This window comes from Pseudomonas sp. NPDC087690, from assembly GCF_044743175.1.
GTDB lineage: Bacteria > Pseudomonadota > Gammaproteobacteria > Pseudomonadales > Pseudomonadaceae > Aquipseudomonas.
Map to the genome: position 1 here is coordinate 1 of NZ_JBIUVX010000052.1, position 26598 is coordinate 26598.

Annotated in this window: 26 protein-coding genes and 1 other RNA gene; 11 read left to right on the top strand and 16 right to left on the bottom strand. The window is 60.0% G+C overall.

Annotated elements, in window-relative coordinates; genetic code table 11:
- Positions 1-40: 40 nt before the first annotated feature.
- The 4 genes from zipA (at position 41) to ffs (ending at position 4914) form a co-directional block, all read left to right on the top strand.
- On the top strand, positions 41-904 hold the full coding sequence (zipA, locus tag ACIPIZ_RS26945; RefSeq protein ID WP_105707903.1) for a cell division protein ZipA: 864 nt from the start codon (positions 41-43) through the stop codon (positions 902-904).
- Positions 905-990: 86 nt separating this feature from the next.
- The gene (gene ligA / locus ACIPIZ_RS26950) at positions 991-3348 is read left to right on the top strand and encodes an NAD-dependent DNA ligase LigA (RefSeq protein ID WP_401168461.1); all 2358 of its coding nucleotides are present in this window, start codon (positions 991-993) and stop codon (positions 3346-3348) included.
- A 157-nt stretch (positions 3349-3505) separates the two neighbouring features.
- Positions 3506-4669 carry a putative zinc-binding metallopeptidase gene (locus ACIPIZ_RS26955; RefSeq protein WP_150647152.1) on the top strand — a complete coding sequence of 388 codons (1164 nt, stop codon included), beginning with the start codon at positions 3506-3508 and terminating at the stop codon, positions 4667-4669.
- Between the two features lie 148 nt (positions 4670-4817).
- An RNA gene (gene ffs, locus ACIPIZ_RS26960) (signal recognition particle sRNA small type) lies at positions 4818-4914 on the top strand.
- 196 nt (positions 4915-5110) lie between these two features.
- Here the strand turns inward: ffs and ACIPIZ_RS26965 are convergent.
- Positions 5111-5860: an ABC transporter substrate-binding protein gene (locus ACIPIZ_RS26965; RefSeq protein WP_122661769.1), complete on the bottom strand. Its 750-nt coding sequence runs from the start codon at positions 5858-5860 to the stop codon at positions 5111-5113.
- A gap of 145 nt (positions 5861-6005) precedes the next feature.
- Here ACIPIZ_RS26965 and dnaX point away from each other — a divergent pair, with 145 nt between their 5' ends.
- The 5 genes from dnaX (at position 6006) to ACIPIZ_RS26990 (ending at position 11798) form a co-directional block, all read left to right on the top strand.
- Complete coding sequence (gene dnaX / locus ACIPIZ_RS26970) at positions 6006-8108, top strand: DNA polymerase III subunit gamma/tau (protein WP_064391292.1); 2103 nt, start codon at positions 6006-6008, stop codon at positions 8106-8108.
- Between the two features lie 67 nt (positions 8109-8175).
- On the top strand, positions 8176-8514 hold the full coding sequence (locus ACIPIZ_RS26975; RefSeq protein ID WP_016984747.1) for a YbaB/EbfC family nucleoid-associated protein: 339 nt from the start codon (positions 8176-8178) through the stop codon (positions 8512-8514).
- Between the two features lie 274 nt (positions 8515-8788).
- Positions 8789-9823, top strand: coding sequence for an NADP-dependent oxidoreductase (locus tag ACIPIZ_RS26980; protein WP_401168463.1), 1035 nt, complete (start codon positions 8789-8791; stop codon positions 9821-9823).
- Positions 9824-9889: 66 nt separating this feature from the next.
- Positions 9890-10492 carry a recombination mediator RecR gene (gene recR, locus ACIPIZ_RS26985; RefSeq protein WP_122854382.1) on the top strand — a complete coding sequence of 201 codons (603 nt, stop codon included), beginning with the start codon at positions 9890-9892 and terminating at the stop codon, positions 10490-10492.
- A gap of 157 nt (positions 10493-10649) precedes the next feature.
- Positions 10650-11798: an acyl-CoA dehydrogenase family protein gene (locus tag ACIPIZ_RS26990; RefSeq protein WP_105707915.1), complete on the top strand. Its 1149-nt coding sequence runs from the start codon at positions 10650-10652 to the stop codon at positions 11796-11798.
- A gap of 111 nt (positions 11799-11909) precedes the next feature.
- Here the strand turns inward: ACIPIZ_RS26990 and ACIPIZ_RS26995 are convergent, their stop codons facing one another.
- Positions 11910-12458, bottom strand: a complete 549-nt coding sequence (locus ACIPIZ_RS26995; protein WP_038365388.1) for an adenine phosphoribosyltransferase — start codon at positions 12456-12458, stop codon at positions 11910-11912.
- Between the two features lie 78 nt (positions 12459-12536).
- The gene (gene fnr, locus ACIPIZ_RS27000) at positions 12537-13271 is read right to left on the bottom strand and encodes a fumarate/nitrate reduction transcriptional regulator Fnr (protein ID WP_008088813.1); all 735 of its coding nucleotides are present in this window, start codon (positions 13269-13271) and stop codon (positions 12537-12539) included.
- A 154-nt stretch (positions 13272-13425) separates the two neighbouring features.
- Between fnr and ACIPIZ_RS27005 the strand changes: the two genes are divergently transcribed.
- On the top strand, positions 13426-13908 hold the full coding sequence (locus tag ACIPIZ_RS27005; RefSeq protein ID WP_064391296.1) for a hypothetical protein: 483 nt from the start codon (positions 13426-13428) through the stop codon (positions 13906-13908).
- On the opposite strand, the gene hemN is transcribed toward ACIPIZ_RS27005, so the two are convergent.
- The 9 genes from hemN to ACIPIZ_RS27050 all read right to left on the bottom strand — a co-directional run bounded on the left by hemN (position 13905) and on the right by ACIPIZ_RS27050 (position 22176).
- Entirely contained in the window at positions 13905-15287 is a 1383-nt protein-coding gene (hemN, locus tag ACIPIZ_RS27010; protein ID WP_064391297.1) for an oxygen-independent coproporphyrinogen III oxidase, read from the bottom strand. The genes ACIPIZ_RS27005 and hemN overlap by 4 nt on opposite strands.
- A gap of 170 nt (positions 15288-15457) precedes the next feature.
- The gene (locus tag ACIPIZ_RS27015; RefSeq protein WP_401168470.1) at positions 15458-16141 is read right to left on the bottom strand and encodes a sulfite exporter TauE/SafE family protein; all 684 of its coding nucleotides are present in this window, start codon (positions 16139-16141) and stop codon (positions 15458-15460) included.
- Positions 16134-16346 carry a cbb3-type cytochrome oxidase assembly protein CcoS gene (gene ccoS / locus ACIPIZ_RS27020; protein ID WP_064391299.1) on the bottom strand — a complete coding sequence of 71 codons (213 nt, stop codon included), beginning with the start codon at positions 16344-16346 and terminating at the stop codon, positions 16134-16136. The genes ACIPIZ_RS27015 and ccoS overlap by 8 nt, the downstream gene beginning before the upstream one ends.
- A 22-nt stretch (positions 16347-16368) precedes the next feature.
- Positions 16369-18819 (bottom strand): heavy metal translocating P-type ATPase, encoded by a 2451-nt coding sequence (locus tag ACIPIZ_RS27025; RefSeq protein WP_122661765.1) that lies wholly within the window; start codon positions 18817-18819, stop codon positions 16369-16371.
- 128 nt (positions 18820-18947) lie between these two features.
- Positions 18948-19487, bottom strand: a complete 540-nt coding sequence (locus ACIPIZ_RS27030; RefSeq protein ID WP_064391301.1) for a FixH family protein — start codon at positions 19485-19487, stop codon at positions 18948-18950.
- 11 nt (positions 19488-19498) lie between these two features.
- On the bottom strand, positions 19499-20914 hold the full coding sequence (gene ccoG, locus ACIPIZ_RS27035; RefSeq protein WP_064391302.1) for a cytochrome c oxidase accessory protein CcoG: 1416 nt from the start codon (positions 20912-20914) through the stop codon (positions 19499-19501).
- Between the two features lie 222 nt (positions 20915-21136).
- Positions 21137-21547, bottom strand: coding sequence for a type II toxin-antitoxin system VapC family toxin (locus ACIPIZ_RS27040; protein WP_064391303.1), 411 nt, complete (start codon positions 21545-21547; stop codon positions 21137-21139).
- Positions 21547-21801, bottom strand: a complete 255-nt coding sequence (locus tag ACIPIZ_RS27045) for a type II toxin-antitoxin system Phd/YefM family antitoxin (protein WP_064391312.1) — start codon at positions 21799-21801, stop codon at positions 21547-21549. Before ACIPIZ_RS27045 ends, ACIPIZ_RS27040 begins: the two co-directional genes overlap by 1 nt.
- Before the next feature lie 174 nt (positions 21802-21975).
- Positions 21976-22176 (bottom strand): hypothetical protein, encoded by a 201-nt coding sequence (locus tag ACIPIZ_RS27050; protein WP_064391304.1) that lies wholly within the window; start codon positions 22174-22176, stop codon positions 21976-21978.
- Positions 22177-22483: 307 nt separating this feature from the next.
- Between ACIPIZ_RS27050 and ACIPIZ_RS27055 the strand changes: the two genes are divergently transcribed.
- Positions 22484-23488 carry a metallophosphoesterase family protein gene (locus ACIPIZ_RS27055; protein WP_401168477.1) on the top strand — a complete coding sequence of 335 codons (1005 nt, stop codon included), beginning with the start codon at positions 22484-22486 and terminating at the stop codon, positions 23486-23488.
- A 53-nt stretch (positions 23489-23541) separates the two neighbouring features.
- Here ACIPIZ_RS27055 and ccoP read toward each other — a convergent pair whose 3' ends face one another.
- The 4 genes from ccoP to ccoN all read right to left on the bottom strand — a co-directional run.
- Positions 23542-24525 (bottom strand): cytochrome-c oxidase, cbb3-type subunit III, encoded by a 984-nt coding sequence (gene ccoP, locus ACIPIZ_RS27060; protein ID WP_064391306.1) that lies wholly within the window; start codon positions 24523-24525, stop codon positions 23542-23544.
- A complete protein-coding gene (locus ACIPIZ_RS27065) occupies positions 24522-24707 on the bottom strand; it encodes a CcoQ/FixQ family Cbb3-type cytochrome c oxidase assembly chaperone (protein ID WP_003175465.1) in 186 nt (61 codons plus the stop codon). Before ACIPIZ_RS27065 ends, ccoP begins: the two co-directional genes overlap by 4 nt.
- A gap of 5 nt (positions 24708-24712) precedes the next feature.
- Positions 24713-25321: a cytochrome-c oxidase, cbb3-type subunit II gene (ccoO, locus tag ACIPIZ_RS27070; RefSeq protein WP_077571866.1), complete on the bottom strand. Its 609-nt coding sequence runs from the start codon at positions 25319-25321 to the stop codon at positions 24713-24715.
- Positions 25321-26598 (bottom strand): cytochrome-c oxidase, cbb3-type subunit I (gene ccoN / locus ACIPIZ_RS27075; protein WP_401168482.1); only part of this gene is annotated, 1278 nt, incomplete at its 5' end. The genes ccoO and ccoN, both read right to left, overlap by 1 nt.

Sequence of the window (26598 nt, forward strand, 5' to 3'; positions counted from 1 at the left end):
CAATTATTTTTCAGCATTTTTTATAGAGGCACGGGATTACATGGAAATCGGTCTGCGCGAGTGGCTGATCGTCATCGGCATCATTGTGATAGCCGGTATTCTTTTCGATGGCTGGCGCCGTATGCGCGGCGGCAAGGGAAAACTGAAATTCCGTCTTGACCGAAGTCTGTCCAACCTGCCGGACGAGGACACCAGCGCTGAGCTGTTGGGCCCGGCCCGCGTTCTGGATACGCATAAAGAGCCGCAACTGGACGAACACGATTTGCCGTCGGTGAGCATGCCGGCCCGCGAAGCACGCGAGCCTCGCGAAACCGCCTCGAAACGTGGCAAGCGCGGCGGCAAGGGTTCGGCGCAGGGCGACTTGAATCTGGATCTGGATCTGGACGACGGCCCGAGCTTCAGCAGCCGTGACGACGATTTCGTTGAAGACACCAAGCCTTCGCCGGCGGTGGTCGACAAAGACCAGCCGCAAGCTGAAGAAGTGCTGGTGATCAGCGTGATCTGCCGCGACGCTGCCGGCTTCAAAGGCCCGGCACTGTTGCAGAACATCCTGGAAAGCGGTCTGCGTTTTGGCGAGATGGATATTTTCCACCGTCACGAAAGCATGGCTGGCAACGGTGAAGTGCTGTTCTCCATGGCCAACGCGGTCAAGCCGGGCATCTTTGATCTCGACGACATCGACCATTTCAGCACCCCGGCGGTGAGCTTCTTCCTCGGCTTGCCAGGTCCGCGTCATCCGAAGCAGGCCTTCGACGTGATGGTGGCCGCAGCCCGCAAGCTGTCGCAGGAACTGAACGGCGAGCTGAAAGATGACCAGCGCAGTGTTCTGACCGCGCAGACCATCGAGCACTACCGTCAGCGCATCGTCGAATTCGAACGTCGCGCCTTGACCCAGAAGCGTTGATTGAAAAGATTGCCTCGGCACAAGAGGCAGTCGGCAATATAGATTGAGCAGCCTCGGCTGCTCTTTTGCTTTATGAGAGAACACCCATGACCGCCGTCGAAAACCGCATTCTTGAACTGCGCGCTGAACTTGATCAGCACAACTACCGTTATCACGTCCTCGACGAGCCGAGCATTCCGGACGCCGAGTACGACCGGTTGTTCCACGAGCTCAAGGCGCTGGAAGCGGCCAACCCGGAACTGATCAGCAGCGACTCGCCTACCCAGCGTGTCGGCAGCGTGGCACTCACCGCGTTCACCCAGGTGCGCCACGAAGTGCCGATGCTCAGCCTCGGCAACGCCTTCGAAGAAAGCGACATGCGCGAGTTCGATCGCCGCGTCACCGAAGGTCTGGATATCCCCGCGGGCGATCTGTTCGGCGGTGGCGCGGCAGTGGAATACAGCTGCGAACCGAAACTTGATGGCCTGGCGGTCAGCCTGCTGTATCAGGATGGCGTATTGGTACGCGGCGCCACGCGCGGCGACGGCACTACGGGCGAAGACATCAGCGTCAACGTGCGCACCGTGCGCAATATTCCGCTGAAGCTGCACGGCGAAGGCTGGCCGGCGACGCTGGAAGTGCGCGGTGAAGTGTTCATGTCCAAGGCCGGTTTCGAGCGTCTCAACGCTTCGCAACTGGAAGTCGGCGGCAAGACTTTCGCCAACCCGCGCAACGCCGCGGCCGGCAGCTTGCGTCAGCTCGATTCGAAGATCACCGCCAACCGTCCGCTGGAATTCTGCTGCTACGGCATCGGTCAGGTTTCCCACGATATTTCCGACACCCACATCGGCAACCTCAAGCAGTTGCAGCAGTGGGGCATGCCGATCAGCCACGAATTGAAATTGGCCAAAGGCATCGACGAGTGCCTGGATTACTACCGCGATATCGGCGCGCGACGTAATGATCTGGCCTATGAAATCGACGGCGTGGTGTTCAAGGTCAACAGCATTGCCGATCAGCGCGAACTGGGCTTCCGCGCCCGTGAGCCGCGTTGGGCAATCGCGCACAAATTCCCGGCGATGGAAGAGCTCACCGAGTTGCTCGACGTCGAATTTCAGGTCGGCCGCACGGGGGCTGTCACGCCAGTCGCACGACTGAAGCCGGTCAAGGTTGCCGGTGTCACTGTGGCCAACGCCACGTTGCACAACATGGATGAAGTCGCGCGCCTGGGCCTGATGATCGGCGATACCGTGATCATCCGCCGCGCCGGTGATGTGATTCCGCAAGTCGTACAAGTGGTCATGGATCGGCGTCCGGAAAACGCGCGCGCGGTGCAGATTCCCGAGAGCTGCCCGGTGTGTGGCTCCCACGTCGAGCGCACGCAACTGATCAAGCGCAGCAAGGGCAAGGAAACCGTCAGTGAAGGCGCGGTGTATCGTTGCGTCGGGCGTCTGGCCTGCGGTGCGCAGTTGAAGCAGGCGATCATCCACTTCGTCTCGCGTCGGGCGATGGACATTGAAGGCCTTGGCGACAAAAGTGTCGAGCAATTGGTCGATGAAGGTCTGGTCAGTTCGCCGGCGGATCTGTATGCGCTGAAGTTCGACGACATCGTCGACCTCGAAGGTTTTGCCGAGGTATCGAGCAACAAGCTGTTGGCGGCCATCGAGGACAGCAAGAAGCCTGGACTGGCACGGTTCATTTATGCGCTGGGCATTCCTGATGTCGGCGAAGAGACCGCCAAGGTGCTGGCACGCTCGCTGGGTTCACTGGAGCGTGTGCAGCAGGCGCTTCCGCAAGTGCTGACCTACCTGCCGGACGTTGGTCTGGAGGTGGCGCATGAGATTCACAGTTTCTTCGAAGATGCGCATAACCAGCAGGTGATTACCGAGTTGCTCGGTCATGGTTTGCAGATTCAGGATCAGGGCGAGTTGGGCGCCGAGTTTGCCGCCAGCACCACGCTGGGTGGTTTCCTCGACAAGCTGCACATTCCTTCGGTCGGCCCTGGTGGCGCGCAGAAACTGGCGGACAAGTTTGGTTCGCTGGAAGCGGTGATGAACGCCGATTGGCTGGATATGCGTCAGGCGTTGCCGGAAAAACAGGCCAATTCTGTTCGCGAGTTTTTTGCCTTGCCTGAGAACCGGCAACTGGCCGAGGCCTCCGAGAAGCAGTTGCGTGATTTCGGCATGCATTGGCAGAGCGAGAAGAAAGTCGTCGAGGGCTTGCCGCTTTCCGGGGAGACTTGGGTGCTGACCGGCAAGGTCGAGTTAATGAGCCGTGATGTGGCCAAGGATCACCTTGAAAGCCTCGGCGCCAAGGTTGCCGGTTCGGTGTCGGCGAAGACTCATTGCGTGGTCGCAGGTCCCGGTGCTGGCTCCAAATTGACCAAGGCCAATGAGCTGGGCGTGAAAGTGATGGACGAAGAAACCTTTATCGCCTTCCTCAAAACCCACGGCATCTCCGCCTGACCTGATCGTTCCCACGCTCCCGCGTGGGAATGCCGCCCCCGGACGCTCCGCGTCCGTTGTGACGCAGAGCGTCACTGGATGCATTCCCACGCAGAGCGTTGGAACGATCAACCCGCGAGAATGATCTAGTCTTGGCAAGCCCCAGGGAGAGATCGCCATGCACCGCTTTTTCGAGCAGCTCAGTTCCCGCATCATCGCGCCGTTCATGGGCGAATCCTCACGCAACAGCAAAGTCTGGCCGTGCCGCTGCGGTCAGTCGCTGTTCTTTCGCAACAGCCAGTGCCTGGCGTGTAATGCCTTGCTCGGTTATCAACCCGAAGAAAGTCGCCTGACCTCGCTGCAACCGGGGCCATACGCGGGCACCTGGACGCTTGACGCCAACCCCGACGCTGGGCTGTTCCGCCGTTGCGCCAACCTCGACACCGCTGCCGCGTGCAACTGGCTGCTGCCGGCCAACGATCACGACAGCCTGTGCGTCGCCTGCAGCCTCAATCGCACCATCCCCGACCTGTCCGACCCGGACAATCCCGAACGCTGGCGCAAAGTCGAAATCGCCAAGCGGCGTCTCGTCGCGCAACTGATTACCCTGGGCCTGACCGTCATCCCGAAAACCGTGGATGAAGACACCGGTCTGGCCTTCGATTTCATTGGCGTCGACCTCGAAGGCAATGCGCCGATGACCGGCCACGCCAACGGCCTGATCACCCTCGACATCAAAGAGGCTGACGATGCCCACCGCGAGCAGGTGAGGGCACAGATGCACGAGCCGTATCGCACGCTGCTCGGGCATTTTCGCCATGAGGTCGGCCATTATTACTGGGATCGCCTGATCGCCAACGGCCCCTGGCTCGGTTCATTCCGAGATCTATTCGGCGACGAGCGCGCCAGTTACGCCGAGGCGCTGGATCGCCATTATCAACAAGGCGCGCCACTCGACTGGCCGCAACAATACGTCAGCGCCTACGCAACCATGCACCCTTGGGAAGACTGGGCGGAAACCTGGGCGCACTACCTGCACATGATGGACGCCGTCGACACCGCACTGGGCTTCGGCATGAGCGCGCGGGAAATGGATTTCGACTACCAGCCGTTTCCGACCAGCACCTTGTATGACCCTGAGCACCCCGGTGGCGCGGCGTTTCTGTCATTCGTCAACGCGTGGATTGAACTGGCCGGCATGCTCAACGAATTGTCGCGCAGCATGGGCCAGCCGGATTTCTACCCGTTCGTGCTGCCAGCGGCGGCGATTGCCAAGCTGCACTTCATTCATCTGGTGATCCAGCAGGCGGGCGGCAGGGCGGACGAGGTTCTGGCCCTGTAGGAGCTGCCGAAGGCTCGGGCCGCGATCGGACGATCTTTATGTCCTTGAAGCGATTCATATTTTTAATCTACAACCAACGGTTGTAACTTCGTCTCAGATAGGTACAATGGCGCGGCTCGCCGACAGGCAAGCGTCGTTATGGTGACCCCATCGGTCCCCCCGCAACGATTACCCGTGAACCTGGTCAGAGCCGGAAGGCAGCAGCCACAGCGGGAACATTGTGTGCCGGGGTGTGGCTGGTGGGGTTGCCACCTTAACGAACAATCGAACGCTTCAACCAGAACTGCATGGGTTTCGCCCACTGCGGTTTTTTTGTGTCTGCGATTTGTCAGGTCGGCACAAATTCCTTGTAGGAGTGAGCCTGCTCGCGATGGCGGTGTGTCAGTCAGTTCATTTTTGGGAGACAGGACGCCATCGCGAGCAGGCTCACTCCTACAGGGGTTATGGGGTGCCTTCAGAGGATCCGGTATAGAGCCGGATAATCTCATCAATCTCCCCCGACATTTTCATCCGCAACAACGTGCGCAATATCCGTTGCACCGGCACTTTCGGATCATTGCGCACATAGCAACCGACCTTCTGCTCCTGCAACACCGCTACCCCTTGCAGTTGCTGCTCCGGCATCAAGCGCTGGTTAAACCAGTCCAGCGTCCACTGATTGCTCACCGCATAGCGATAACGCCCGGCCATCAGCTTCTCCAGCACCTGTTCTTGGTTGCGCGCATCTTCGCGCTGCAGTCGATCAGCATCAAACAACGGTTGCAGGGTCGGGTAGGTGTAGCCGAGAACGGTGCCGATGGATTGGCGGGGCAAATGCGCAGGGTCGGCGCTGGCGGGTTGGTCCTTGCGGCTGATCAACAGATCGCGCTGGAAGAACAGCGGAAGGCTCCAGATGTAATCCCCCGACTGATTCGGCAGCCACGACTGCGCGGCATAGCAGCGCACATCTATTTCACCGTGTTCCATGGTGCTCTGCACGCGGGCGCGGGGCAGGACGTGAAACTCGGCCGGTACGCCGACCTGCGTGGCCAGGCTGAGCATCAGATCATAGAGAATGCCTTGGGTCGGGCGGCCGCGTTCGTATTGCACCATGGGCATGGCCCAGCTGTCGGGCATGGCGAAGCGCAACGGGGTTTCCGCTGCCGTCACATTCAGGCTGATTCCCAGCAACGCCCCCACGGCCCACCGCATAAACGCTCCGGTAATTCCCGCTCCTGAGCCGATAAAAGCCTCTGCTGATGCAGCTTAGCCATATTAGACGAGGACACCGGATGCAATTTTGCCCTTGCTCCGCTAGCATTAGCCGCTTCAGCTTCCTTCGTTGCGACGGTTTTCGATGAGTTATCAGGTTCTTGCACGTAAATGGCGTCCGCGCTCGTTCCGCGAAATGGTCGGCCAGACCCATGTGCTCAAGGCTCTGATCAATGCCTTGGACAGCCAGCGGCTGCACCACGCGTACCTGTTCACCGGTACGCGCGGGGTGGGTAAAACCACGATTGCGCGGATCATTGCCAAATGCCTGAACTGTGAGACAGGTATCACTTCCAGTCCGTGCGGCGAGTGTTCGGTGTGTCGTGAAATCGACGAAGGTCGTTTCGTCGACCTGATCGAGATCGACGCCGCGAGCCGCACCAAGGTCGAAGACACCCGCGAGCTGCTCGACAACGTGCAGTACGCGCCGAGCCGTGGGCGCTTCAAGGTCTATCTGATCGACGAAGTGCACATGCTTTCCAGCCATTCCTTCAATGCGCTGCTGAAAACCCTTGAAGAGCCGCCGCCGTACGTCAAGTTCATCCTCGCGACCACTGATCCGCAGAAACTTCCGGCAACGATTTTGTCGCGCTGCCTGCAGTTCTCGCTGAAGAACATGACGCCGGAGCGCGTGGTCGAGCATTTGACCCACGTCCTCACTGCCGAAAACGTGCCGTTCGAAGACGATGCACTGTGGCTGCTCGGTCGCGCCGCTGACGGTTCGATGCGGGATGCCATGAGCCTGACCGATCAGGCGATCGCCTTCGGTGAAGGCAAGGTGCTCGCTACCGACGTACGGGCGATGCTCGGCACGCTGGATCATGGTCAGGTCTATGATGTCCTGCATTCGTTGATCGAGGGGGACGCCAAAGCGCTACTCGAAGGCGTGCGTCACCTGGCCGAACAAGGCCCGGACTGGAACGGCGTGCTCTCGGAAATTCTCAACGTGCTGCACCGTGTGGCGATCGCTCAGGCGCTGCCGGAAGGTGTCGACAACGGCCATGGCGACCGCGATCGCGTGTTGGCACTGGCGCAGGCCTTGCCAGCCGAAGACGTGCAGTTCTATTACCAGATGGGCCTGATCGGTCGCCGCGATTTGCCGCTGGCGCCGGACCCGCGCGGTGGCTTCGAAATGGTCCTGCTGCGGATGCTGGCCTTCCGGCCCGCTGATACGGCGGACGCGCCGAGGCAACCGCTAAAGCCAGTGGGGATCAGCCAGGCCACAGTTGATTCCGCAAACTCAGTGGCTGCCGCGCCTGAACCTGCGCCGGTAGTCGCTGCTGCTGTTGCGCCGGCTCCAGCTCCGGCACCCGTGGCGGTACCAGCGCCTGCACCGGCTCCCGAGCCCGCGCCGGTTGCTCCTGTTGCCGCGCCAGAACCTGAGCCCGCGCCTGTCGTTGCCGAAGCCGTCGTCGACCTGCCGTGGAATGACCCGGTAGAGCCCGAGACGGAGCCAGAGCCCGAACCCGCGCAGCAACCTGCCGTCGAACCGGTGCTGGAAACCGCCGCCGAGCAACCCGAGTTGCCGCCGATGCCGTTGCCGACCCCGGACAGCGTCGTTCCGCAGGCCCCAGAATGGGCTGCAGCACCGATTCCCGAGCCTTCGGTCGCCGACGTCGATGCCGCTACACCAGGCATGGACCTGGACGACGAGCCGCCGCTCGACGAGGACTATATCGAACCGGACATGGATTCGGCTTACAGCTACCTCGACGAACTGGCCAGTGAACACGCTGCCGAGCCAGCCCCGGAGCCCGAGCCAGAACCGGCTGCGGCACCGGCCACTGGTCTGGCATTGCAATGGCTGGAGCTGTTCCCGAAATTGCCGATCTCCGGCATGACCGGCAGCATCGCCGCCAATTGCACGTTGATCGGCGTCGATGGCGACCATTGGCTGATGCACCTCGACCCGGCGCACAGCGCACTGTTCAACGCCACGCAACAGCGTCGTCTAAACGATGCGTTGAACCAGTTCCACGGTCGCACGTTGACCCTGACCATCGAGCTGATCAAGCCCGAGCAGGAAACCCCGGCTCAGGCCGCGTCCCGTCGCCGTGCCAACCGTCAGCGTGAGGCGGAGGAATCGATCCATGGTGATCCGTTCATCCAGCAGATGGTGCAGCAGTTCGGTGCCGTCGTGCGACACGATACTATTGAACCTGTCGATGCCTTGGTCGCCCAAGGCTAATAACTGAAGGTGCCTGGCCTCGAAGGCCGGGCGCTGTTTTGATCCAAGTACTTTTGAGGTGATTCCCATGATGAAAGGTGGCATGGCCGGCCTGATGAAGCAGGCGCAGCAGATGCAGGAAAAAATGGCCAAGATGCAGGAAGAACTGGCCAACGCTGAAGTCACCGGCAAGGCCGGCGGCGACATGGTCACCGTGGTGATGACCGGTCGTCACGACGTCAAAAGCGTGAGCATCGACCCAAGCCTGGTCGAAGGCATGAGCGAAGACGACAAAGAAATGCTGGAAGCGGTCATTGCCTCCGCCGTCAACGACGCTGTGCGCAAGATCGAAAAGAACAGCCAGGACAAAATGGGCAACATGACCGCCGGCATGAACCTGCCAGCCGGTATGAAACTGCCATTCTGATTCGCCAATCGGCGGCAGATGAGCTACACAAATGCCAGGCCTTGCGCCTGGCATTTTTGTTTCTGACTGATCGTTCCCACGCTCTGCGTGGGAATGCAGCCCGGGACGCTCCGCGTCCCAAGTACAGAGCCGAACGCGGAGCGTCCGTTGCGGCATTCCCACGCGGAGCATGGGAACGATCAGCCCCGGCACCTGAATAAACATCGAACGCGCAAAAGCCTCAACGGTCTGCTCCCTATACCCGCTGAATTCACACTTCACAGGAGACGCTGACATGTCCGACCCTCTCACGCTCAACCAACGTTTCGTCCTCGCCTCGCGCCCGGTCGGCGCGCCGACCCCGGAAAACTTTCGTCTCGAACGCGAGGCGCTGCCGGATCTTGCGGATGGCGAGGTGTTGCTGAAAACCCTGTACCTGTCCCTCGATCCCTACATGCGCGGACGCATGAGCGATGCACCGTCCTACGCTGCCCCGGTACAAATCGGCGAAGTGATGACCGGCGGCGCTGTCAGTCGTGTCGAGGATTCGCGTCATCCGAAATTCCATAAAGGTGATCTGGTCGTTGGCACCACCGGCTGGCAGAGCCACAGCATCAGCGACGGCCGCAACATCATTCCAATCCCGGCCGGGCTGCCGAGCCCGTCGATGGCCCTGGGTGTGTTGGGCATGCCAGGCATGACCGCGTACATGGGGTTGATGGACATCGGTCAGCCTAAAGAAGGCGAAACGCTAGTCGTAGCCGCTGCATCCGGCGCGGTGGGCTCAGTGGTCGGTCAAGTGGCGAAGATCAAAGGCCTGCGGGCGGTCGGCGTGGCGGGCGGAGCCGAGAAGTGCAAATACGTGGTCGAGGAACTGGGTTTCGATGCCTGCATCGATCACAAGGCTGCCGATTTTGCCGAGCAACTGGCCAAAGCCTGCCCTGATGGCATCGACATCTATTACGAAAACGTCGGTGGTCACGTATTCGATGCCGTAGTGCCGTTGCTTAACCCAAAGGCGCGCATCCCGTTGTGCGGGCTGATTGCCGGTTACAACGCCTCCGAGGCGCCGCAAGGCCCGGATCGCCTGCCGATGCTGCAACGCACATTGTTGACCAAGCGCGTGCGCATTCAGGGCTTTATCGTGTTCGACGACTACGGTGATCGTCAGCCGGAGTTCATCAGCCACATGGTGCCGTGGGTGCGCGACGGCAAGGTGAAATTCCGCGAGGACGTGGTCGATGGTCTGGAGCAGGCGCCCGAGGCGTTTATCGGTCTGCTGGAGGGGCGCAACTTCGGCAAACTGGTGGTGCGGGTTGCACAGGACTGAGTATTTGACGCTGGCCAGAGGCGCGGGTATAAACCGCGTCTCGTCGTTTTGTCGGACTTTTTACCCATGAGCTTCAGCCCTTTGATTCGCCAACTGATCGACGCTTTGCGCACCTTGCCGGGCGTGGGTCAGAAAACCGCCCAGCGCATGGCGTTGCAGATGCTCGAGCGTGACCGCAGCGGCGGCTTGCGTCTGGCGCAGGCACTCAGCCAGGCCATGGAAGGCGTCGGCCACTGCCGTCAGTGCCGCACGCTGACCGAAGACGATCTGTGCCCGCAATGCGCCGATACCCGCCGCGACGACACGTTGCTGTGCGTGGTGGAAGGGCCGATGGATGTGTATGCCGTCGAGCAGACCGGCTTCCGTGGGCGCTACTTTGTGCTCAAGGGGCATTTGTCGCCGCTTGATGGCCTGGGGCCTGAGGCGATCGGCATTCCGCAGTTGATGACGCGGATTGAAGAAGCGGGGACGTTTACCGAAGTCATTCTGGCGACCAATCCGACGGTGGAAGGTGAGGCGACGGCGCATTACATCGCGCAGTTGCTGAACAACAAAGGCCTGATTGCCTCGCGGATTGCTCACGGCGTGCCGTTGGGCGGTGAGCTGGAGCTGGTCGATGGCGGCACGTTGGCGCATTCGTTTGCCGGGCGGAAACCCATTTCTCTCTGATAAAAATCAAAAGATCGCAGCCTTCGGCAGCTCCTACAGGGAAACGCGTATTTCCAATGTAGGAGCTGCCGAAGGCTGCGATCTTTTGATCTTCTGCATCTTGTAAACCAAGCAAGCGCTCGGTTAAGTTCGGCGAACCCTTCCGTGGAGCTCGCCCATGCCTGCCTTTCAGGAATACTTCGATCCCAGCCACCAATTGGTCCGCGACAGTGTCCGACGTTTCGTGGAGCGCGAGATCCTGCCGGACATCGATCAGTGGGAAGAAGCCGCAAGCTTCCCCCGTGAGCTGTACCTGAAGGCTGGCGCCGCCGGCATCCTCGGCATCGGTTACCCCGAGGCGCTGGGTGGCAGCCATGAAGGCGATCTGTTCGCCAAGGTTGCCGCCAGTGAGGAACTGATGCGCTGTGGCTCAGGCGGGCTGGTAGCAGGGCTTGGCTCGCTGGATATCGGTTTGCCGCCGATCGTCAAATGGGCCCGTCCCCAGGTGCGGGATCGTGTTGTGCCTCAAGTGCTTGGCGGCGAGAAAATCAGCGCCTTGGCAGTCACCGAACCCGGTGGTGGCTCTGACGTTGCCAACCTGCAAACCCGCGCCGTGCGCGACGGCGATGTCTACCGGGTCAGCGGCAGCAAAACCTTTATCACCAGTGGCGTGCGCGCGGATTTCTACACCGTCGCGGTGCGTACCGGTGCGCCGGGTTTCGGCGGTATCAGCCTGTTGTTGATCGAGAAGGGCACGCCCGGTTTCACCGTCGGCCGTCAGCTCAAGAAAATGGGCTGGTGGGCGTCGGACACCGCTGAATTGTTCTTCGACGATTGCCGCGTGCCTGCTGGAAACCTGATCGGCGCCGAGAACATGGGCTTCGCCTGCATCATGGGCAACTTTCAGAGCGAACGACTGGCGCTGGCACTGATGGCCAACATGACCTCGCAGCTTGCGCTGGAACAGAGCCTGAAATGGGCGCGCGAGCGTGAAGCGTTTGGCAAACCGATCGGCAAGTTTCAGGTGATCAAACATCGGCTCGCCGAGATGGCGACTGCACTGGAGGTATCGCGGGAGTTCACTTACCGGCAAGCGGCGAAGATGGCGGCGGGGCAGAGTGTGATCAAGGAGATTTCCATGGCGAAGAACTTTGCCACGGACACTTCGGACCGGATCACCACCGAGGCGGTGCAGATTCTGGGTGGGTTGGGTTATATGCGTGAGAGTCTGGTGGAACGGCTGTATCGGGATAACCGCATTCTGTCGATTGGCGGCGGGACGCGGGAGGTGATGAACGAGATCATCAGTAAGCAGATGGGGCTTTGAATGGTTGCTGGGGCTACTGGCCTCATCGCGAGCAGGCTCACTCCTACAGGGGGAACGCATTCCAAATTGTAGGAGTGAGCCTGCTCGCGATGGCGGCCTGAAGGGCGCTACTTACTTATCGGTCAAGGCAAACTGCGTCAGGCAGAAGGTAGGAATGCCCATATCTTCCAAACGCTGCGACCCATTCAGCTCCGGCAAATCAATAATCGCCGCCGCCTCATGCACCCGCGCGCCCATGCGGCGAATCAGATTGGCTGCTGCGATCAGCGTGCCGCCCGTGGCGATCAAGTCATCGAACATCACCACCGAGTCGCCTTCGCACAGGCTGTCGGCGTGCACTTCCAGAAACGCTTCACCGTACTCGGTTGCGTAACCTTCGGCCAACACGTCCGCTGGCAGTTTGCCTTGCTTGCGGAACAATACCAGCGGTTTGTTCAACTGATAGGCCAGCACCGAACCGATCAGGAAACCACGGGCATCCATCGCGCCGATGTGGGTGAAGTCGGCTTCGACATAGCGGTGGGCGAAGCTGTCCATCACCAGACGCAGGGCGGTTGGCGACTGGAACAGCGGGGTGATGTCGCGAAAGATCACGCCCGGTTTCGGGAAGTCGATCACTGGGCGGATAAGCGATTTGATGTCGAAGGAGTCGAAGACCATCGTCGAGGTGTCCTGGCAGGGCTGCAAACGGCGCAGTATACCCGCGGCTGAAACGCTTCGCTCAACCGCAGATCGACATTAACCTTCGAGCGAGCCACCGGCCAGCGCGCAGAGCTGGATCGGGTCGAGGATGTGAATCTCCTTGCCCTCGGCGGCAATCAATTGGTTCTGCTGGAAACGGGTGAACACCCGGGACACGGTTTCCACCGCGAGACCGAGGTAGTTGCCGATTTCGTTACGCGACATTGCCAGGCGGAACTGATTGGCTGAGAAGCCGCGCGCGCGGAAGCGGGCGGACAGATTGACCAGGAACGTGGCGATGCGCTCGTCGGCGGTTTTCTTCGACAGCAGCAACATCATTTGCTGGTCGTCGCGGATTTCGCGGCTCATCACACGCATCAACTGACGGCGCAGTTGCGGCAATTGCAGGGCCAGTTCGTCGAGGCGTTCGAAGGGGATTTCGCAGACCGAGGTGGTTTCCAGCGCCTGGGCCGACACCGGGTGTTTCTCGGTGTCCATGCCGGACAGGCCGACCAGTTCGCTCGGCAGGTGGAAACCGGTCAGTTGTTCTTCGCCGCTGTCGCTGAGGCTGAAGGTCTTCAGGGCGCCGGAGCGTACTGCATAAACGGAATCGAACGTGTCGCCCTGACGGAACAGGAACTCGCCTTTTTTCAGCGGGCGGCCGCGTTTAACGATTTCGTCCAGCGCATCCATGTCTTCCAGATTCAGAGAAAGTGGCAGGCAGAGAGGGGCCAGGCTGCAATCCTTGCAATGGGCCTGGTTATGAGCGCGCAGTTTGACTGGCTCGGACATTTCTTAAATCCTTGTGGGAAAACACACATAAGCTGTAAGGGTAACCCACGAGAGGACATTCAGGCCAGTCTACGGCGACTTTGTCCCACAGCCATAAAGCCGCAGGGCAAGCCGCCGATAAACAGGTATCAGAACGCATACAAGGAACGATTCGATGGCCGCCATTGGCACGCTGGGCCCCGCTGGCAGCGACGTTGCGGCATTGCCGGAGACGTTTAAAGCGTCTTCGGGCAGTGCACGCGACGCGGGCTCGACCGAGGAAGCAACCCCGACCTTGGTCGAAGGTGTCAAAGTGTCGCTGTCTGGAGCGTCCATCGAAAAATCTGCCGGCGCTGGCGGCGATAATCGCGATATCGAAGAAAGCGGACTGCCTGAGAACATCCAGCAATTGTTGAAGATGATCCGTAAATTTCAAAAAGAGATTGCCGAGAAAAAGGCGCTCATCGAAGCGGTGATGGCTGACAAGCGTCTTTCCAACGAAGAAAAGATCACCAAGACTGCCACCCTGCGCGGCGCCATCGCCGCGCTGAACACCGGGTTGATCACGGCCAATCTTGCCTTGTCGAAAGTGGTCGGGCAGTCGGGCCTCACGGCAGATCAGAACCTGAAAGTCGGTTCGCTGCTGATGAAAAACTAGATCACCCGCGAGAATCGCTGTCGGTTCTGCTGTTCCAGGTAGGCGTCGAACACCATGCAGACCGAGCGCACCATCAGGCGCCCGGCCGGCAACACCTTGATCCCTTCGCGATCAAGCTCAATCAGACCGTCGTTGGCCATGCCTTGCAGTTGCGGCCACAGCGCACCGAAATATCCCTGAAAATCGACATTGAATTGCTGTTCGATCTCGGCGAAGTCGAGGCTGAAATTGCAGATCAGTTGCTGAATCACTGCGCGCCGCAGCCGATCGTCGGCATTGCATACCAGGCCTCGACTGGTTGCCAGTTGCGCGGCGGCGAGGGTGTGCTGGTATTCGTTGAGGTCGCTGCTGTTCTGGCAATACAGGTCGCCGATCTGGCTGATCGCTGAAACGCCCAGGCCGATCAGGTCGCAATGGCCGTGAGTGGTGTAACCCTGGAAGTTGCGTTGCAGGGTTTCTTCCTCTTGGGCAATCGCCAGTTCGTCGTCGGGCAGGGCAAAGTGATCCATGCCGATGTAGCGATAGCCGGCGGCGGTGAGCTGTTCGATGGTGCGCTCGAGCATTTCCAGTTTCTGCGCGGGCGCAGGCAATTCACTGGCATTGATCCGCCGCTGGGGCATGAAGCGCTCCGGCAAGTGCGCGTAGTTGAACACCGAGAGCCGGTCCGGTTGCAGGCTGATCACCTCTTCCACGGTACGGGCGAAGTTGTCCGGGGTCTGCTTGGGCAGGCCGTAGATCAAGTCGATGTTGATCGAGCGAAATTGCAGGGTGCGCGCGGCGTCGATCACGGCGCGGGTTTCTTCCAGGCTTTGCAGGCGATTGACCGCACGCTGCACCGTCGGGTCGAGGTCTTGCAGGCCGATGCTGACCCGATTGAAGCCGAGTTCGCGCAACAAGCCCATGGTGGACCAGTCGGCTTCGCGCGGGTCGATTTCGATGCCGTAATCGCCGGAATCGTCATCGAGCAAATTGAAATGCTTGCGCAGGTGCGCCATCAACTGGCGCAGTTCGTCGTGGCTGAGAAAAGTCGGAGTGCCGCCGCCAAAGTGCAGTTGCTCGACCTTTTGCGTCGGGTCGAGGTGACAGGCGATCAGCTGGATTTCCTGTTCGAGCCGTTGCAGGTATGGCAGGGCGCGGCCGCGATCCTTGGTGATGACCTTGTTGCAGGCGCAGTAGTAGCAAATGTTCGCGCAGAACGGCACATGCACATACAGCGACAACGGGCGCAGGGCCTTGCGGCTGTCACGCAGGGCATGGAACAGGTCGAAGGTGCCGACCTGACTGTGAAATTGCACGGCCGTCGGATAAGAGGTGTAGCGCGGCCCCGCCAGGTCGTAGCGGCGGATCAGATCAGAGTCCCAACGAATGGCGTCGAGCATGCGGGCATTCCCCCGGATAGGCTGGCAGTGTGGCGAGTCTAGGGGAGGGCGCGCAGGGGCATCTTGATTTGCATCAACAGCATAAGATCAAAAGATCGCAGCCTTCGGCAGCTCCTACAGGGAAACGCATTCCAAAGGTAGGAGCTGCCGAAGGCTGCGATCTTTTGATCTTAATGGCCCATCAACCAATGCTGATGCGGCCCCGGCAATGTCCAGATGCCAAACACAATCACCAGCAAACCACCCGCCATGCGCACGCTGCGCTTGCGCAAAATGGCCGTGACGCGTTCTGCCGCGAGGCCCGTGGCGAGCAGCACCGGCCAGGTGCCGAGCCCAAACGCAAGCATCAACAACGCACTGTCCAGCGCGTTGCCCTGACTCGCCGACCACAACAATGTGCTGTAAACCAGCCCGCACGGCAGCCAGCCCCACAACGCGCCAAGCAGCAGCGCGTGGGGCAGACTCGACACCGGCAGCAAACGGTTGGCGACGGGTTGGATGTAGCGCCACAAACCGCGTCCGAGACTTTCAATGCGCGTTAGCCCGCTCCACCAGCCGGCCAGATACAAACCCATGGTGATCAGCAACAACCCGGCCAGCACACGCATGAACAACGCTGCAGGACTGTTCGCCACCGCCCAACCCGCCAGCCCGATCAGCAAGCCCGCCGTGGCATAACTGAGGATTCGGCCCAGGTTATACGCCAGCAACAAGCGGAAACGTCGGCTGCGTTGCTCCTTGGGAATCGCCAGGGTCAACGCGCCCATCAAACCGCCGCACATGCCCAGGCAATGGCCGCCACCGAGCAAGCCGAGGATCAGCGCCGAGATCAGCAGTGGCACCAGTTCAAGCATCGGGCGGGGCCTTGTCGTCTGCTTTGCTGGCGTTGGCTTCGTCCACCGCAGCAGTGTGGTTCGGATCCTGATCGTCGAACAGGATGCTGTGGGCCGGGCCGTCGAGATCGTCGTACTGCCCGCTGTCCACCGCCCAGAAGAAGATGTACACGGCGATGGCCACGATCAGCAGTGCGGCCGGGATCATCACGTAGAGAGCTGGCATCTGTACTCCAGGCCCGCGCGGCTCAGGCCGGCAGCGGGCGGGTTTCTGAGCGGTGGCTGACTGGCGCCGGGCTCGGCAAGCGAGTCAGGCGCAAGGCATTGAGCACCACGGTCAACGAACTGATCGACATGCCGACGGCGGCCCACACCGGAGTGATCCAGCCAAGGGCGGCGAATGGCAACATGAGGCCATTGTACAGCGCCGCCCACAGCAGGTTCTCGATGATTACCCGACGGGTTCGCCGCGCGAGGGTGAAGGCCTGGACCAAGGCGTCGAGACGATTGGACAGCAGCACGGCATCGGCACTGGTTTTCGCCAGATCCGTGGCCGAGCCCATGGCCACGCTGATATCAGCGGCAGCCAACACCGGCACATCGTTGACGCCGTCGCCGAGCATCAGCACCTTGCGGCCTTCCTTGTGCAGTTGTTGCAGCACTTGCAGCTTGTCGTCGGGACGCAAACCGCCACGAGCCTCATCAATACCCAGTTCCGCCGCCACGCTAGCGACCATCGGCGAGCTGTCGCCGGACAACAGCAATGTGCGCCAGCCACGCGCCTTGCACGCGGCGAGCAGGGCGGGGGCGTCGTCGCGCAAGCGGTCGTCGAGGCCGAACCACGCCAGCGGGCCTTGAGCGTCGCCGAGCAGCAACCATTGGCCGGCCTCGTTCGGCATGGCCGGCACAACGGCGCCGCTGAGAGCACAGACAAACTCGGCCTGACCGATGCGCAAGCGCTGCTCGCCGACCAGCCCTTCGAGGCCAAGTCCCGGCGTACTCTGGACGTCTTCAGCGGCGAGCGGCGCACGGCCGAAGGCGCGGGCAATCGGGTGTTCCGAGCGGTTTTCCAACGCGGCAGCGAGGCTCAGGCATTGGTCGCTGTCGTGCGCGCCGAGTGGGCGAATCGAACGCAGTACCAGCCGGCCTTCGGTGAGGGTGCCGGTCTTGTCGAAGATCACCGTGTCGATCTGATTCAAGCCTTCCAGCACATGCCCGCGCGTCAGCAGTAAGCCGAGTTTGTGCAGGGTGCCGGTGGCGGCGGTGAGGGCAGTCGGCGTTGCCAGCGACAGTGCGCACGGGCAGGTCGCGACGAGCATGGCGAGGACGATCCAGAACGCGCGCGAAGAATCCAGTTCCCACCACAGCAGGCCGATGGCGGCAGCGGCGATCAGCGACAGCAGCAGGAACCATTGCGCGGCGCGGTCGGCAATTTCCGCCAGCCGCGGTTTTTCCGCCTGGGCGCGGTCGAGCAGGCGGACGATGGCCGACAGTCGTGTGTCCTGGCCCAGCGCCTGCACTTCCACGGTCAGCGCGCCTTCGACATTCAGCGTGCCGGCGGTCACAGCATCACCGGGCATGCGCGGTTGCGGCAGGTATTCGCCGGTCAGCAGTGATTCGTCGATGCTCGATTGGCCATCGATGATCTTGCCGTCTGCCGGCAGAATCGAACCGGGCGGGATGAGGATTTGATCACTCAGGCGCAATTCGCTGAGCAGAATGCGTTCGCTCTGGCCGTGGTTGTCCAGGCGCAGACACGAAGCGGGCAACAGATTGACCAGTTGGGCCGTGGCAGCCGCTGTGCGTTCCCGTGCGCGGCGTTCCAGGTAACGTCCGGCGAGCAGGAACAGCGCGAACATGCCCACTGCGTCGAAGTACAACTCGCCGACACCGGTGATCGAGGTCCAGATCCCGGCGATGTAGGCGCTGCCGATCGCCAGCGACACCGAGACATCCATGGTCAGGTGTCGTGTGCGCAAATCGCGCATCGCGCCTTTGAAGAACGGCGCGCAGCTGTAGAACACGATCGGCGTGGTCAGGAACAGCGCCACCCAGCGCAGGATCGTGTGTAGCTCGGGGCTGAGGTCGATGTTGAATTCCGGCCAGGTGGCCATGGTCGCCATCATCGCCTGGAACCACAGCAGCCCGGCGACGCCGAGCTGGCGCAGGGCCAGGCGGTTTTCGCTGGCCAGTTGTTCGCTGGCGCGATCAGCCTGATAGGGATGGGCGGCGTAACCGATGTGGCGCAGTTCGGCGAGGATCTGGCTCAGCGGCAATTGCGCGTCGGTCCAGCTCACGTGCAGGCGATGGTTGGACAGGTTCAGCCGCGCCTCGGCGACGGCGGGCAGCGTGCGCAGGTGTTTTTCAATCAGCCAGCCACACGCGGCGCAACTGATGCCTTCCATCAGCAGGGTGGTTTCGGCCAGCTCCCCTTGGTGGCGCACAAAGGGTTGCTGGACGTCGGCGCGATCGTACAGCGCCAGTTCATCGACCAATTGCACCGGCAATGCTTCGGGGTTGGCCGAGGCTTCGCTGCGGTGTTGGTAGTAGCTTTCCAGACCGCCGGCGACGATGGCTTCGGCCACAGCCTGACAGCCCGGGCAGCAGAACTCGCGGGATTGTCCGAGCACGACAGCGGTGAAGCGGCTGCCAGACGGAACGGGCAGGGCGCAGTGGTAGCAGGGGAGTGGGCTGGTCATCGAGTGTTCACTAATACTGCTGATTCACTACACCCCCGTGTAGGAGCTGCCGCAGGCTGCGATCTTTTGACTTTAAAACAAGATCAAAAGATCGCAGCCTGCGGCAGCTCCTACATAGGGGTATCGGGTTACTTCTTGAGGTCTTCGGCGCCTTGCAGCGGCTCGTCACCCAGCAGCAGATCCTTGTCATGGCTCACTAGCTCTTCTTCGAACATGCGCCACACATGGTCATCCTGACTGCCGAGCAATTCGACAAACCGGCGACCTTCGACCTTGTCGCCCAATTGACCGATGTAGCGGCCTGCTTCGGTTTCGCTGCGGGTCAGGACGATCTTGCGATCCTTTTCCGGTTGTGTCGGCGAAATCAGGTTCAATTCAAGGGTCTTCGGCTGGCTGTCGCCGCTCAGGCGCAAATCAACCTCACCAGTAACATCATCCAGATGCACCGCCGCACGCATCTTCAAATTCTGCGCCAACAACTCGCGATCCAGCGAACGGTTGATACCCTTGCCCGCCTCGTAGTAGTTGTCGTTGACCAGATTGTCCGGGTTGTTCACCGCAATGGTCACCATTGACAGAGTCAGGGTCACCGAACAGGCCAGAATCCCGATGATGATCCATGGCCAGAGGTGCTTGTACCAAGGACTTGCGGCGTTTGCTGCGGGCATGTTCAGTTCTCTCAACGGATTTGGGGGCCGATGAATCGGCTCTTGGCTTCAACGTGGACGCTGTCGTCATCGGCATCCTTGAGGATGAATTTCACCTCGTTGGTGCTCGATGGCAGTTGTTCCGGTGCGCTCGACAACTCGACCGGCATGCTGACGATGTCGCCGGCCGCGACCTTGATCTCGCGCTTGCCTTGCAGGCGCAGATCCGGCAACCCGGCGGCTTCCAGCACATAGGTGTGATCGCGCTGGTCCTTGTTCATGATCTTCAGGCTGTAAACGTTTTCGATCCGGCCTTCAGCGTTTTCGCGGTACAGCACACGGTCCTTGCTGACATCGAAACCGACCAGCGAACGCATGACGAACGCGGTGACCAGCAGGCTGATCATCGCCAGCAACACCACGGCATAGCCGATCAGGCGTGGCCGCAGTTTATGGGTTTTCTGTCCCGACAGGTTGTGTTCGGTGGTGTAGCTGATCAGGCCGCGCGGGTAATCCATCTTGTCCATGATGCTGTCGCAGGCGTCGATGCACGCGGCGCAACCGATGCACTCGATCTGCAGGCCGTCGCGGATGTCGATGCCGGTCGGGCAGACCTGCACGCACATGGTGCAATCGATGCAGTCACCGAGGCCCAGGGCCTTGTAGTCGATACCTTTCTTGCGCGGGCCACGGCTTTCGCCGCGACGCGGATCGTAGGAAACGATCAGCGTGTCCTTGTCGAACATCACGCTCTGGAAGCGCGCGTACGGGCACATGTAGATGCACACCTGCTCGCGCAACCAACCGGCGTTGCCGTAGGTGGCGAGGGTGAAGAAGCCGACCCAGAAATACGACCAGCCATCGGCCTGGCCGGTGAAGAATTCGAAGACCAGTTCGCGGATCGGCGAGAAATAACCGACGAAGGTCATGCCGGTGACGAAGCCGATCAGCAGCCACATCACGTGCTTGGCGGCTTTACGCAGGAATTTGTTGGCGCTCATCGGCGCCTTGTCGAGCTTGATGCGCTGGTTGCGGTCGCCTTCGGTGACCTTTTCGCACCACATGAAAATCCATGTCCAAACACTTTGCGGGCAGGTGTACCCGCACCAGACGCGGCCGGCATAAACGGTAATGAAGAACAGGCCGAACGCAGCGATGATCAAGAGGCCCGAAAGCAGGATGAAATCCTGTGGCCAGAACGTTGCACCGAAGATGAAGAATTTGCGCTCTGGCAAGTTCCACCACACGGCCTGGTGGCCGCCCCAGTTCAGCCACACCGTACCGAAATACAGCAGGAACAATGCGGCGCCGCCCATCATCCGCAAGTTGCGGAACAGGCCGGTGAAAGCGCGGGTGTAGATTTTTTCTCGTGAGGCGTAAAGGTCAACGCTGTTGTTCGCGTTTTTGCTTGGTGGCGTGACGTCGTGTACCGGAATCTGGTTGCTCATCATTGCATCCCACGGCAGTGGAAAAATGCCTCGGTCGATACGTGCCAACCGCGGTCAAAATGGGGTGTTGCAGTGGCGCAATGATACGCCTGTCGCTCTGGCTCAAGGGTGCGACCTTTGGTCGCGTTGGGGGCGAAGCCTGAATGGTGTAGCGAATGTAGCAAAGCCTGATGCAGGTCAATTGACTTGTTGAGTATGGACAGTTTTGGCGCGGTCGCTAATTCATTGTTCCCAGGGGTTTATCAGGGAAACACCACTCGATTGAAAGTCACCGACATTGCGAGTAACGACAGTGAGTCCGTGAACCAGCGCGGTGGCTGCAATCAATGCGTCGCTTTCATTGGCCTGATCGGGTACATGCAGACTGGCACAACGCAGTGCCACAGCAGCGTCCACCGGCAGGATTCGTGCGTCGAATGCCGGCATGACGTGGCGCATCAGCCAGCTGCGCAAAACCTTGCCTTGAGCAGGATCGCGCCGTTCCATGCGCAGCACCCCGGTTTCCAGTTCTTTCAGGGTAATGGCCGAAAGATACAGGCTTGGAGCCAGCACGCTTTTCGCCCAATTGACGACATTGGCATCAGCTTGCGGCTTGCGAAGTTCGGATATCACATTGGTGTCGAGTAAATACATCAGGATAGATCCACGGGACGATGAATGATGACCGCACGCTCGGTTTCGAATTCGATGTCGGCGGCTTCCGGCATGACTAGCAAATCAACAATGTTTGCGTTTGTACCGCTCAGTTCCTGATATTCCTCGATGCTCAGCAGGACGTGAGAAGCCTTGCCGCGGTCGGTAATGATCACAGGGCCCAGGCGTGCAGCCTTCTTGGCGCTGCTGGTGTCCTGATTGAACTCACGGCTGGAGATGGTGGTGATTGCCATCATGGTCGACCTCTCGGATTGCAGATGTAGCAACGTTACTACTTCACCGTCAGTGCGGCAATTGGAAGGAGCATGGCTCATACGTCCGTTGGTCGGGCGATGGCTGGCATGTGTGGAGACGGCTTCGCGCGAAGCAGAAGCCATCTCGGCTTGAATCAGGCTTCGTTTCAAAACTCAGGGAAGCCGACCACCGCCCAGGCTGTCGAGACTGCCGGTATTCCTGTGCGGTTTCGTGGTGCTGTTGGCATCGGGTTGCAGCGGCGTGCCGAGGCTCAGCACAGCGGGACTCAGGGCGTGATTCGATGAGTCGCAAGACTGCTCGGTTTCAGCGAGGTCCTGCTCGTCTGGTAGTTGCGTGTTGTCATCATTCAACATGGCAGCTTCATCCTTGAAGTTACTCCGATGCGGATCATCGGGCTGCTGAAAACCCTATCGCCGATGGTCAATCGAGTCCATCAGACAAGTGTCTCAAGGTATGAAGCGCCAACAGAATAGCCCCACCAATACACATTGGCGGGGCCGTCTGCTTGCCGCTTTATGTGCGTGATATCCATGTGCTCGAAATATAATCAGTTAATTGTCAGGTTTTAAAGTTGCGGGCTTCTCGAATAACTTGGTTTTTTGCGCTGTTCTTCGGCAGTTGCGTATTGATGTTTATAGAACAAGGTAACAATGGAGTTTCATGAATATAAAGGATGTTAAAAAAACTCTCGCCGGGCTGTGCCTGTCATCGCTGGCTTCTTTTGCCCATGCAGACGAAGGCGTTCCACAGCACATGGTATTTGCCTCGGACCCCCAATATCCGTGGACGGAAAAATCGGACAGCGGTGAAGAGGAATCGAGCGCGGACTTTGAAAAACGCTCGAAATGGCTGGTTGAAAGCCAATTCGCGAGCATTGCGCAGTTCCGCAACGAGATGGGCGGGCAGAGCACAGTACCGCTGATGATCAACGGCGACATGACCGCGTTCGGCCACGGCTGGCAACGCTCGTTTATGGGGGGGATGCTGCAGAAATATTTTGCTGATGACTATCTTTACGGGCTGGGTAATCACGACTATCAGAACAATGTCAATGACTGCTTTAGCGAGAGTTGCGCAGCGGGCAGTATCGTCGATTATCGCGATCATCATGTTGATAAGGTCGATCAGATGGATCTTGCAGTTACCGGAGGATTTCTCAATAAGCATTATCTGGGAAGTCTGGCTTACTCGAAGAGCATTGGTGAAGTGCATCTGGTGCAACTGAACAATGAACCGACTTACCAAGTGAAGATTTCCCATGCCTTGAATCCAACCACGTTCGATATCAAGCAGTCGCTGGACTGGCTGGAGAATGATTTGCGGATAGCGCGGATGCAGGGATTGGTGATCATTATCAACATGCACAAACCCTATGATTGGGCGGGCAGTTGGGATGAGCAAAAGCGCTTTCGCGCGATGATCGAAAAGTACCAGGTGACGGCGATGTTCGCCGGCCATTTCCATGCCGATGGCGGCAGCATGAGTTACATCGGCAGCGTGCCGATGTTCCTCAGTGGTGCGGCCTCGCGGCAAACGTACCTGACTGCCAGTTTTTCCAGGGATCGCAAACAACTGGAAGTGAGTCTGGTGGAGGGCAACCAGTGGCGTAAACGTACGCCGGTGGCAACGGTGCCGGTAAAGTCGATCTTTACCAGTCGACTATAAAAAAGCCCCCGCCAGGTGAGTGGCGAGGGCTTTCGTTGCAACGCAAACCGGGCTTATCGGGCGTCGGCTTCCGGAGCTTTTTCACCGTGGGACAGGCTGTAAACGTAAGCCGCCAGCAGGTGCACCTTGTCGTTGCCTTGCAGTTGTTCCTGCGCCGGCATCTGGCCCTGACGGCCGTAACGGATGGTCTGCTGCAGTTGCGCGAAGCTCGAGCCGTAGATGAATGCACCCGGGTGGGTCAGGTCAGGCGCGCCCATGGCGGGAGTGCCTTTGCCGGCCGGACCGTGGCAGGCCACGCAGTTGGCGGCGAACAGTTTGCCGCCGTTTTCCGGGTCAGCCTTGGTGTCTTCCGGCAGTTTGCGGCCATCGAGTTTGGTCACGACGAATGCCGCGACATCGGCCACGCCTTGCTCGCCAATCACTTCAGCCCAGGCCGGCATCACCGCGTGACGACCGCCCATGATGGTGGTCTTGATGGTTTCCGGCTCGCCGCCCCAGCGCCAGTCGGCGTCGGTCAGATTAGGGAAGCCATAAGCACCCTTGGCGTCGGAGCCGTGGCACACCGAGCAGTTGGAGGCGAACAGACGGCCACCCATTTTCAGTGCTTGCGGATCCTTGGCGACTTCTTCGATCGGCATGGCGGCGAACTTGGCGAAGATCGGACCGAACTTGGCGTCCGAACGGGCCATTTCCTTTTCCCACTCGTGCACGCCGGTCCAGCCGGTCTGGCCGTTGGCGAACGCGGTCTGCTTGTCGTTATCGAGGTAGTTGTAACCCGGCAGCAGGCCTTTCCAGTTGCCCAGACCCGGGTACAGCACCAGGTAACCCAAGGCGAAAACGATGGTGCCGACAAACAGCATGAACCACCATTTCGGCAGTGGGTTGTCGTACTCCTCGATCCCGTCGAAGGAGTGCCCGACCGTCTCGTCCGTCTGTTCGCTGCGCTGGCCCTTGCGGGTCGACAGCAACAGCCAGGTCAGGGCGAAGATCGTACCGAGACTGAGGACTGTGACGTACAGACTCCAGAATGTAGTCATTCTTTGTTACTCCTAGAAGCTTGCTCGACGTGCTTGATGGCTTCGGGATCATCCGCAAAAGGCAACAAGGTCGCGTCTTCAAACTCCGACTTGCGCTTGGGGCTGAACACCCACAACGCCAGACCGATGAAGGCCACCATCACAACAACGGTGCCCAGGCCACGAATCATCCCGATATCCATCTAATTCACCGTTTGCTTTTGATGATGGTGCCCAGGCCTTGCAGATAGGCCACCAGCGCGTCCATTTCGGTTTTGCCCTTCACGGCAGCCTGTGCACCGGCGATGTCTTCGTCGGTGTAAGGGACGCCGAGGGTGCGCAAAACCTCCATTTTCTTGGCGGTTTCCTTGCCGTCGAGCTTGTTTTCCACGAGGAACGGGTAAGCCGGCATTTTCGACTCAGGCACCACGTTGCGCGGGTTGTACAAGTGCGCACGTTGCCAGTCATCAGAGTAACGACCGCCGACCCGGGCCAGATCCGGCCCGGTACGCTTGGAACCCCACAGGAACGGGTGATCCCAGACGCTTTCACCCGCCACCGAGTAGTGGCCGTAGCGTTCGGTTTCGGCGCGGAACGGACGGATCATCTGCGAGTGGCAGCCGACACAGCCGTTGGCGATGTAAACGTCGCGGCCTTCCAGCTCCAGTGCCGAACGCGGCTTCATGCCTTCGACCGGCTTGTTGGTGACGTCCTGGAAAAACAGCGGAACGATTTGGGTCAGGCCGCCAATGCTGACGGCGATGACCATGAAGAAGGCCAGCAGGCCAATATTCTTCTCGACAGCTTCATGCTTCATCAGTGAGCTCCAACGACAGCGATCTGGGCAGCGGCTTCGGCTTCAGCCGGGTTCGAGGCGCGCACGGTGCGCCAGACGTTGTAAGCCATCAGGAACATGCCGCTGGCGAAGAAAGCGCCGCCCAGCGCACGAACGATGTAACCCGGGTGGCTGGCCTGCAGCGCTTCAACGAACGAGTAGGTGAGGGTGCCGTCGTCGTTGATTGCACGCCACATCAGGCCCTGAGTGATGCCGTTGACCCACATCGACGCGATGTAGAGCACGGTGCCGATGGTCGCGAGCCAGAAGTGCGCGTTGATCAGGCCGACGCTGTGCATCTGCGCACGACCAAACAGTCGCGGGATCATGTGGTAGATCGCGCCGATCGAGATCATCGCTACCCAACCGAGAGCGCCGGCGTGTACGTGGCCGATGGTCCAGTCGGTGTAGTGCGAGAGCGAGTTGACGGTCTTGATCGCCAACATAGGACCTTCGAAGGTCGACATGCCGTAGAACGCCAGCGAGACCACAAGAAAGCGCAGGATCGGGTCGGTGCGCAGCTTATGCCAGGCGCCCGAGAGGGTCATCATGCCGTTGATCATGCCGCCCCAGCTTGGCGCCAGCAGGATGATCGACATCGCCATGCCCAAAGATTGTGCCCAATCCGGCAGTGCGGTGTAGTGCAAGTGGTGCGGGCCGGCCCAGATGTACAGGGTGATCAGCGCCCAGAAGTGCACGATCGACAGGCGATAGGAGTAGATCGGACGCTCAGCCTGTTTCGGCACGAAGTAGTACATCATCCCGAGGAAACCGGTGGTCAGGAAGAAGCCCACCGCGTTGTGGCCGTACCACCACTGGATCATCGCATCCGTCGCGCCCGAGTAGGCGGAGTAGGACTTGAACAGGTTCACCGGCAGGGAAGCGTGGTTGACGATGTGCAACATCGCCGTGACGACGATGAACGCGCCGTAGAACCAGTTACCCACATAGATGTGCTTGGTTTTGCGCTTGGTGATGGTGCCGAAGAACACCAGACCGTAGGTGACCCAGACAATGGCCAGCAAAATGGCGATCGGCCATTCCAGTTCCGCATATTCCTTGGTGGTGGTGTAACCCAGCGGCAAGGTAATGATCGCGCCGACGATCACCGCTTGCCAGCCCCAGAAGGTGAAGGCCGCGAGGCTGTCGGAGATCAGTCGCGTCTGGCAGGTTCGCTGCACGACATAGTAGGAAGTGGCAAACAGTGCACAACCACCGAAGGCGAAAATCACCAGGTTTGTGAGCAACGGGCGCAGGCG

Bases quoted from the DNA above. Each gene is read 5' to 3' on its own strand.
- zipA (WP_105707903.1), top strand. From the start codon at position 41: ATGGAAATCGGTCTGCGCGAGTGGCTGATCGTCATCGGCATCATTGTG.
- ligA (WP_401168461.1), top strand. From the start codon at position 991: ATGACCGCCGTCGAAAACCGCATTCTTGAACTGCGCGCTGAACTTGAT.
- ACIPIZ_RS26955 (WP_150647152.1), top strand. From the start codon at position 3,506: ATGCACCGCTTTTTCGAGCAGCTCAGTTCCCGCATCATCGCGCCGTTC.
- ACIPIZ_RS26965 (WP_122661769.1), bottom strand. From the start codon at position 5,860: ATGCGGTGGGCCGTGGGGGCGTTGCTGGGAATCAGCCTGAATGTGACG.
- dnaX (WP_064391292.1), top strand. From the start codon at position 6,006: ATGAGTTATCAGGTTCTTGCACGTAAATGGCGTCCGCGCTCGTTCCGC.
- ACIPIZ_RS26975 (WP_016984747.1), top strand. From the start codon at position 8,176: ATGATGAAAGGTGGCATGGCCGGCCTGATGAAGCAGGCGCAGCAGATG.
- ACIPIZ_RS26980 (WP_401168463.1), top strand. From the start codon at position 8,789: ATGTCCGACCCTCTCACGCTCAACCAACGTTTCGTCCTCGCCTCGCGC.
- recR (WP_122854382.1), top strand. From the start codon at position 9,890: ATGAGCTTCAGCCCTTTGATTCGCCAACTGATCGACGCTTTGCGCACC.
- ACIPIZ_RS26990 (WP_105707915.1), top strand. From the start codon at position 10,650: ATGCCTGCCTTTCAGGAATACTTCGATCCCAGCCACCAATTGGTCCGC.
- ACIPIZ_RS26995 (WP_038365388.1), bottom strand. From the start codon at position 12,458: ATGGTCTTCGACTCCTTCGACATCAAATCGCTTATCCGCCCAGTGATC.
- fnr (WP_008088813.1), bottom strand. From the start codon at position 13,271: ATGTCCGAGCCAGTCAAACTGCGCGCTCATAACCAGGCCCATTGCAAG.
- ACIPIZ_RS27005 (WP_064391296.1), top strand. From the start codon at position 13,426: ATGGCCGCCATTGGCACGCTGGGCCCCGCTGGCAGCGACGTTGCGGCA.
- hemN (WP_064391297.1), bottom strand. From the start codon at position 15,287: ATGCTCGACGCCATTCGTTGGGACTCTGATCTGATCCGCCGCTACGAC.
- ACIPIZ_RS27015 (WP_401168470.1), bottom strand. From the start codon at position 16,141: ATGCTTGAACTGGTGCCACTGCTGATCTCGGCGCTGATCCTCGGCTTG.
- ccoS (WP_064391299.1), bottom strand. From the start codon at position 16,346: ATGCCAGCTCTCTACGTGATGATCCCGGCCGCACTGCTGATCGTGGCC.
- ACIPIZ_RS27025 (WP_122661765.1), bottom strand. From the start codon at position 18,819: ATGACCAGCCCACTCCCCTGCTACCACTGCGCCCTGCCCGTTCCGTCT.
- ACIPIZ_RS27030 (WP_064391301.1), bottom strand. From the start codon at position 19,487: ATGCCCGCAGCAAACGCCGCAAGTCCTTGGTACAAGCACCTCTGGCCA.
- ccoG (WP_064391302.1), bottom strand. From the start codon at position 20,914: ATGAGCAACCAGATTCCGGTACACGACGTCACGCCACCAAGCAAAAAC.
- ACIPIZ_RS27040 (WP_064391303.1), bottom strand. From the start codon at position 21,547: ATGTATTTACTCGACACCAATGTGATATCCGAACTTCGCAAGCCGCAA.
- ACIPIZ_RS27045 (WP_064391312.1), bottom strand. From the start codon at position 21,801: ATGGCAATCACCACCATCTCCAGCCGTGAGTTCAATCAGGACACCAGC.
- ACIPIZ_RS27050 (WP_064391304.1), bottom strand. From the start codon at position 22,176: ATGTTGAATGATGACAACACGCAACTACCAGACGAGCAGGACCTCGCT.
- ACIPIZ_RS27055 (WP_401168477.1), top strand. From the start codon at position 22,484: ATGAATATAAAGGATGTTAAAAAAACTCTCGCCGGGCTGTGCCTGTCA.
- ccoP (WP_064391306.1), bottom strand. From the start codon at position 24,525: ATGACTACATTCTGGAGTCTGTACGTCACAGTCCTCAGTCTCGGTACG.
- ACIPIZ_RS27065 (WP_003175465.1), bottom strand. From the start codon at position 24,707: ATGGATATCGGGATGATTCGTGGCCTGGGCACCGTTGTTGTGATGGTG.
- ccoO (WP_077571866.1), bottom strand. From the start codon at position 25,321: ATGAAGCATGAAGCTGTCGAGAAGAATATTGGCCTGCTGGCCTTCTTC.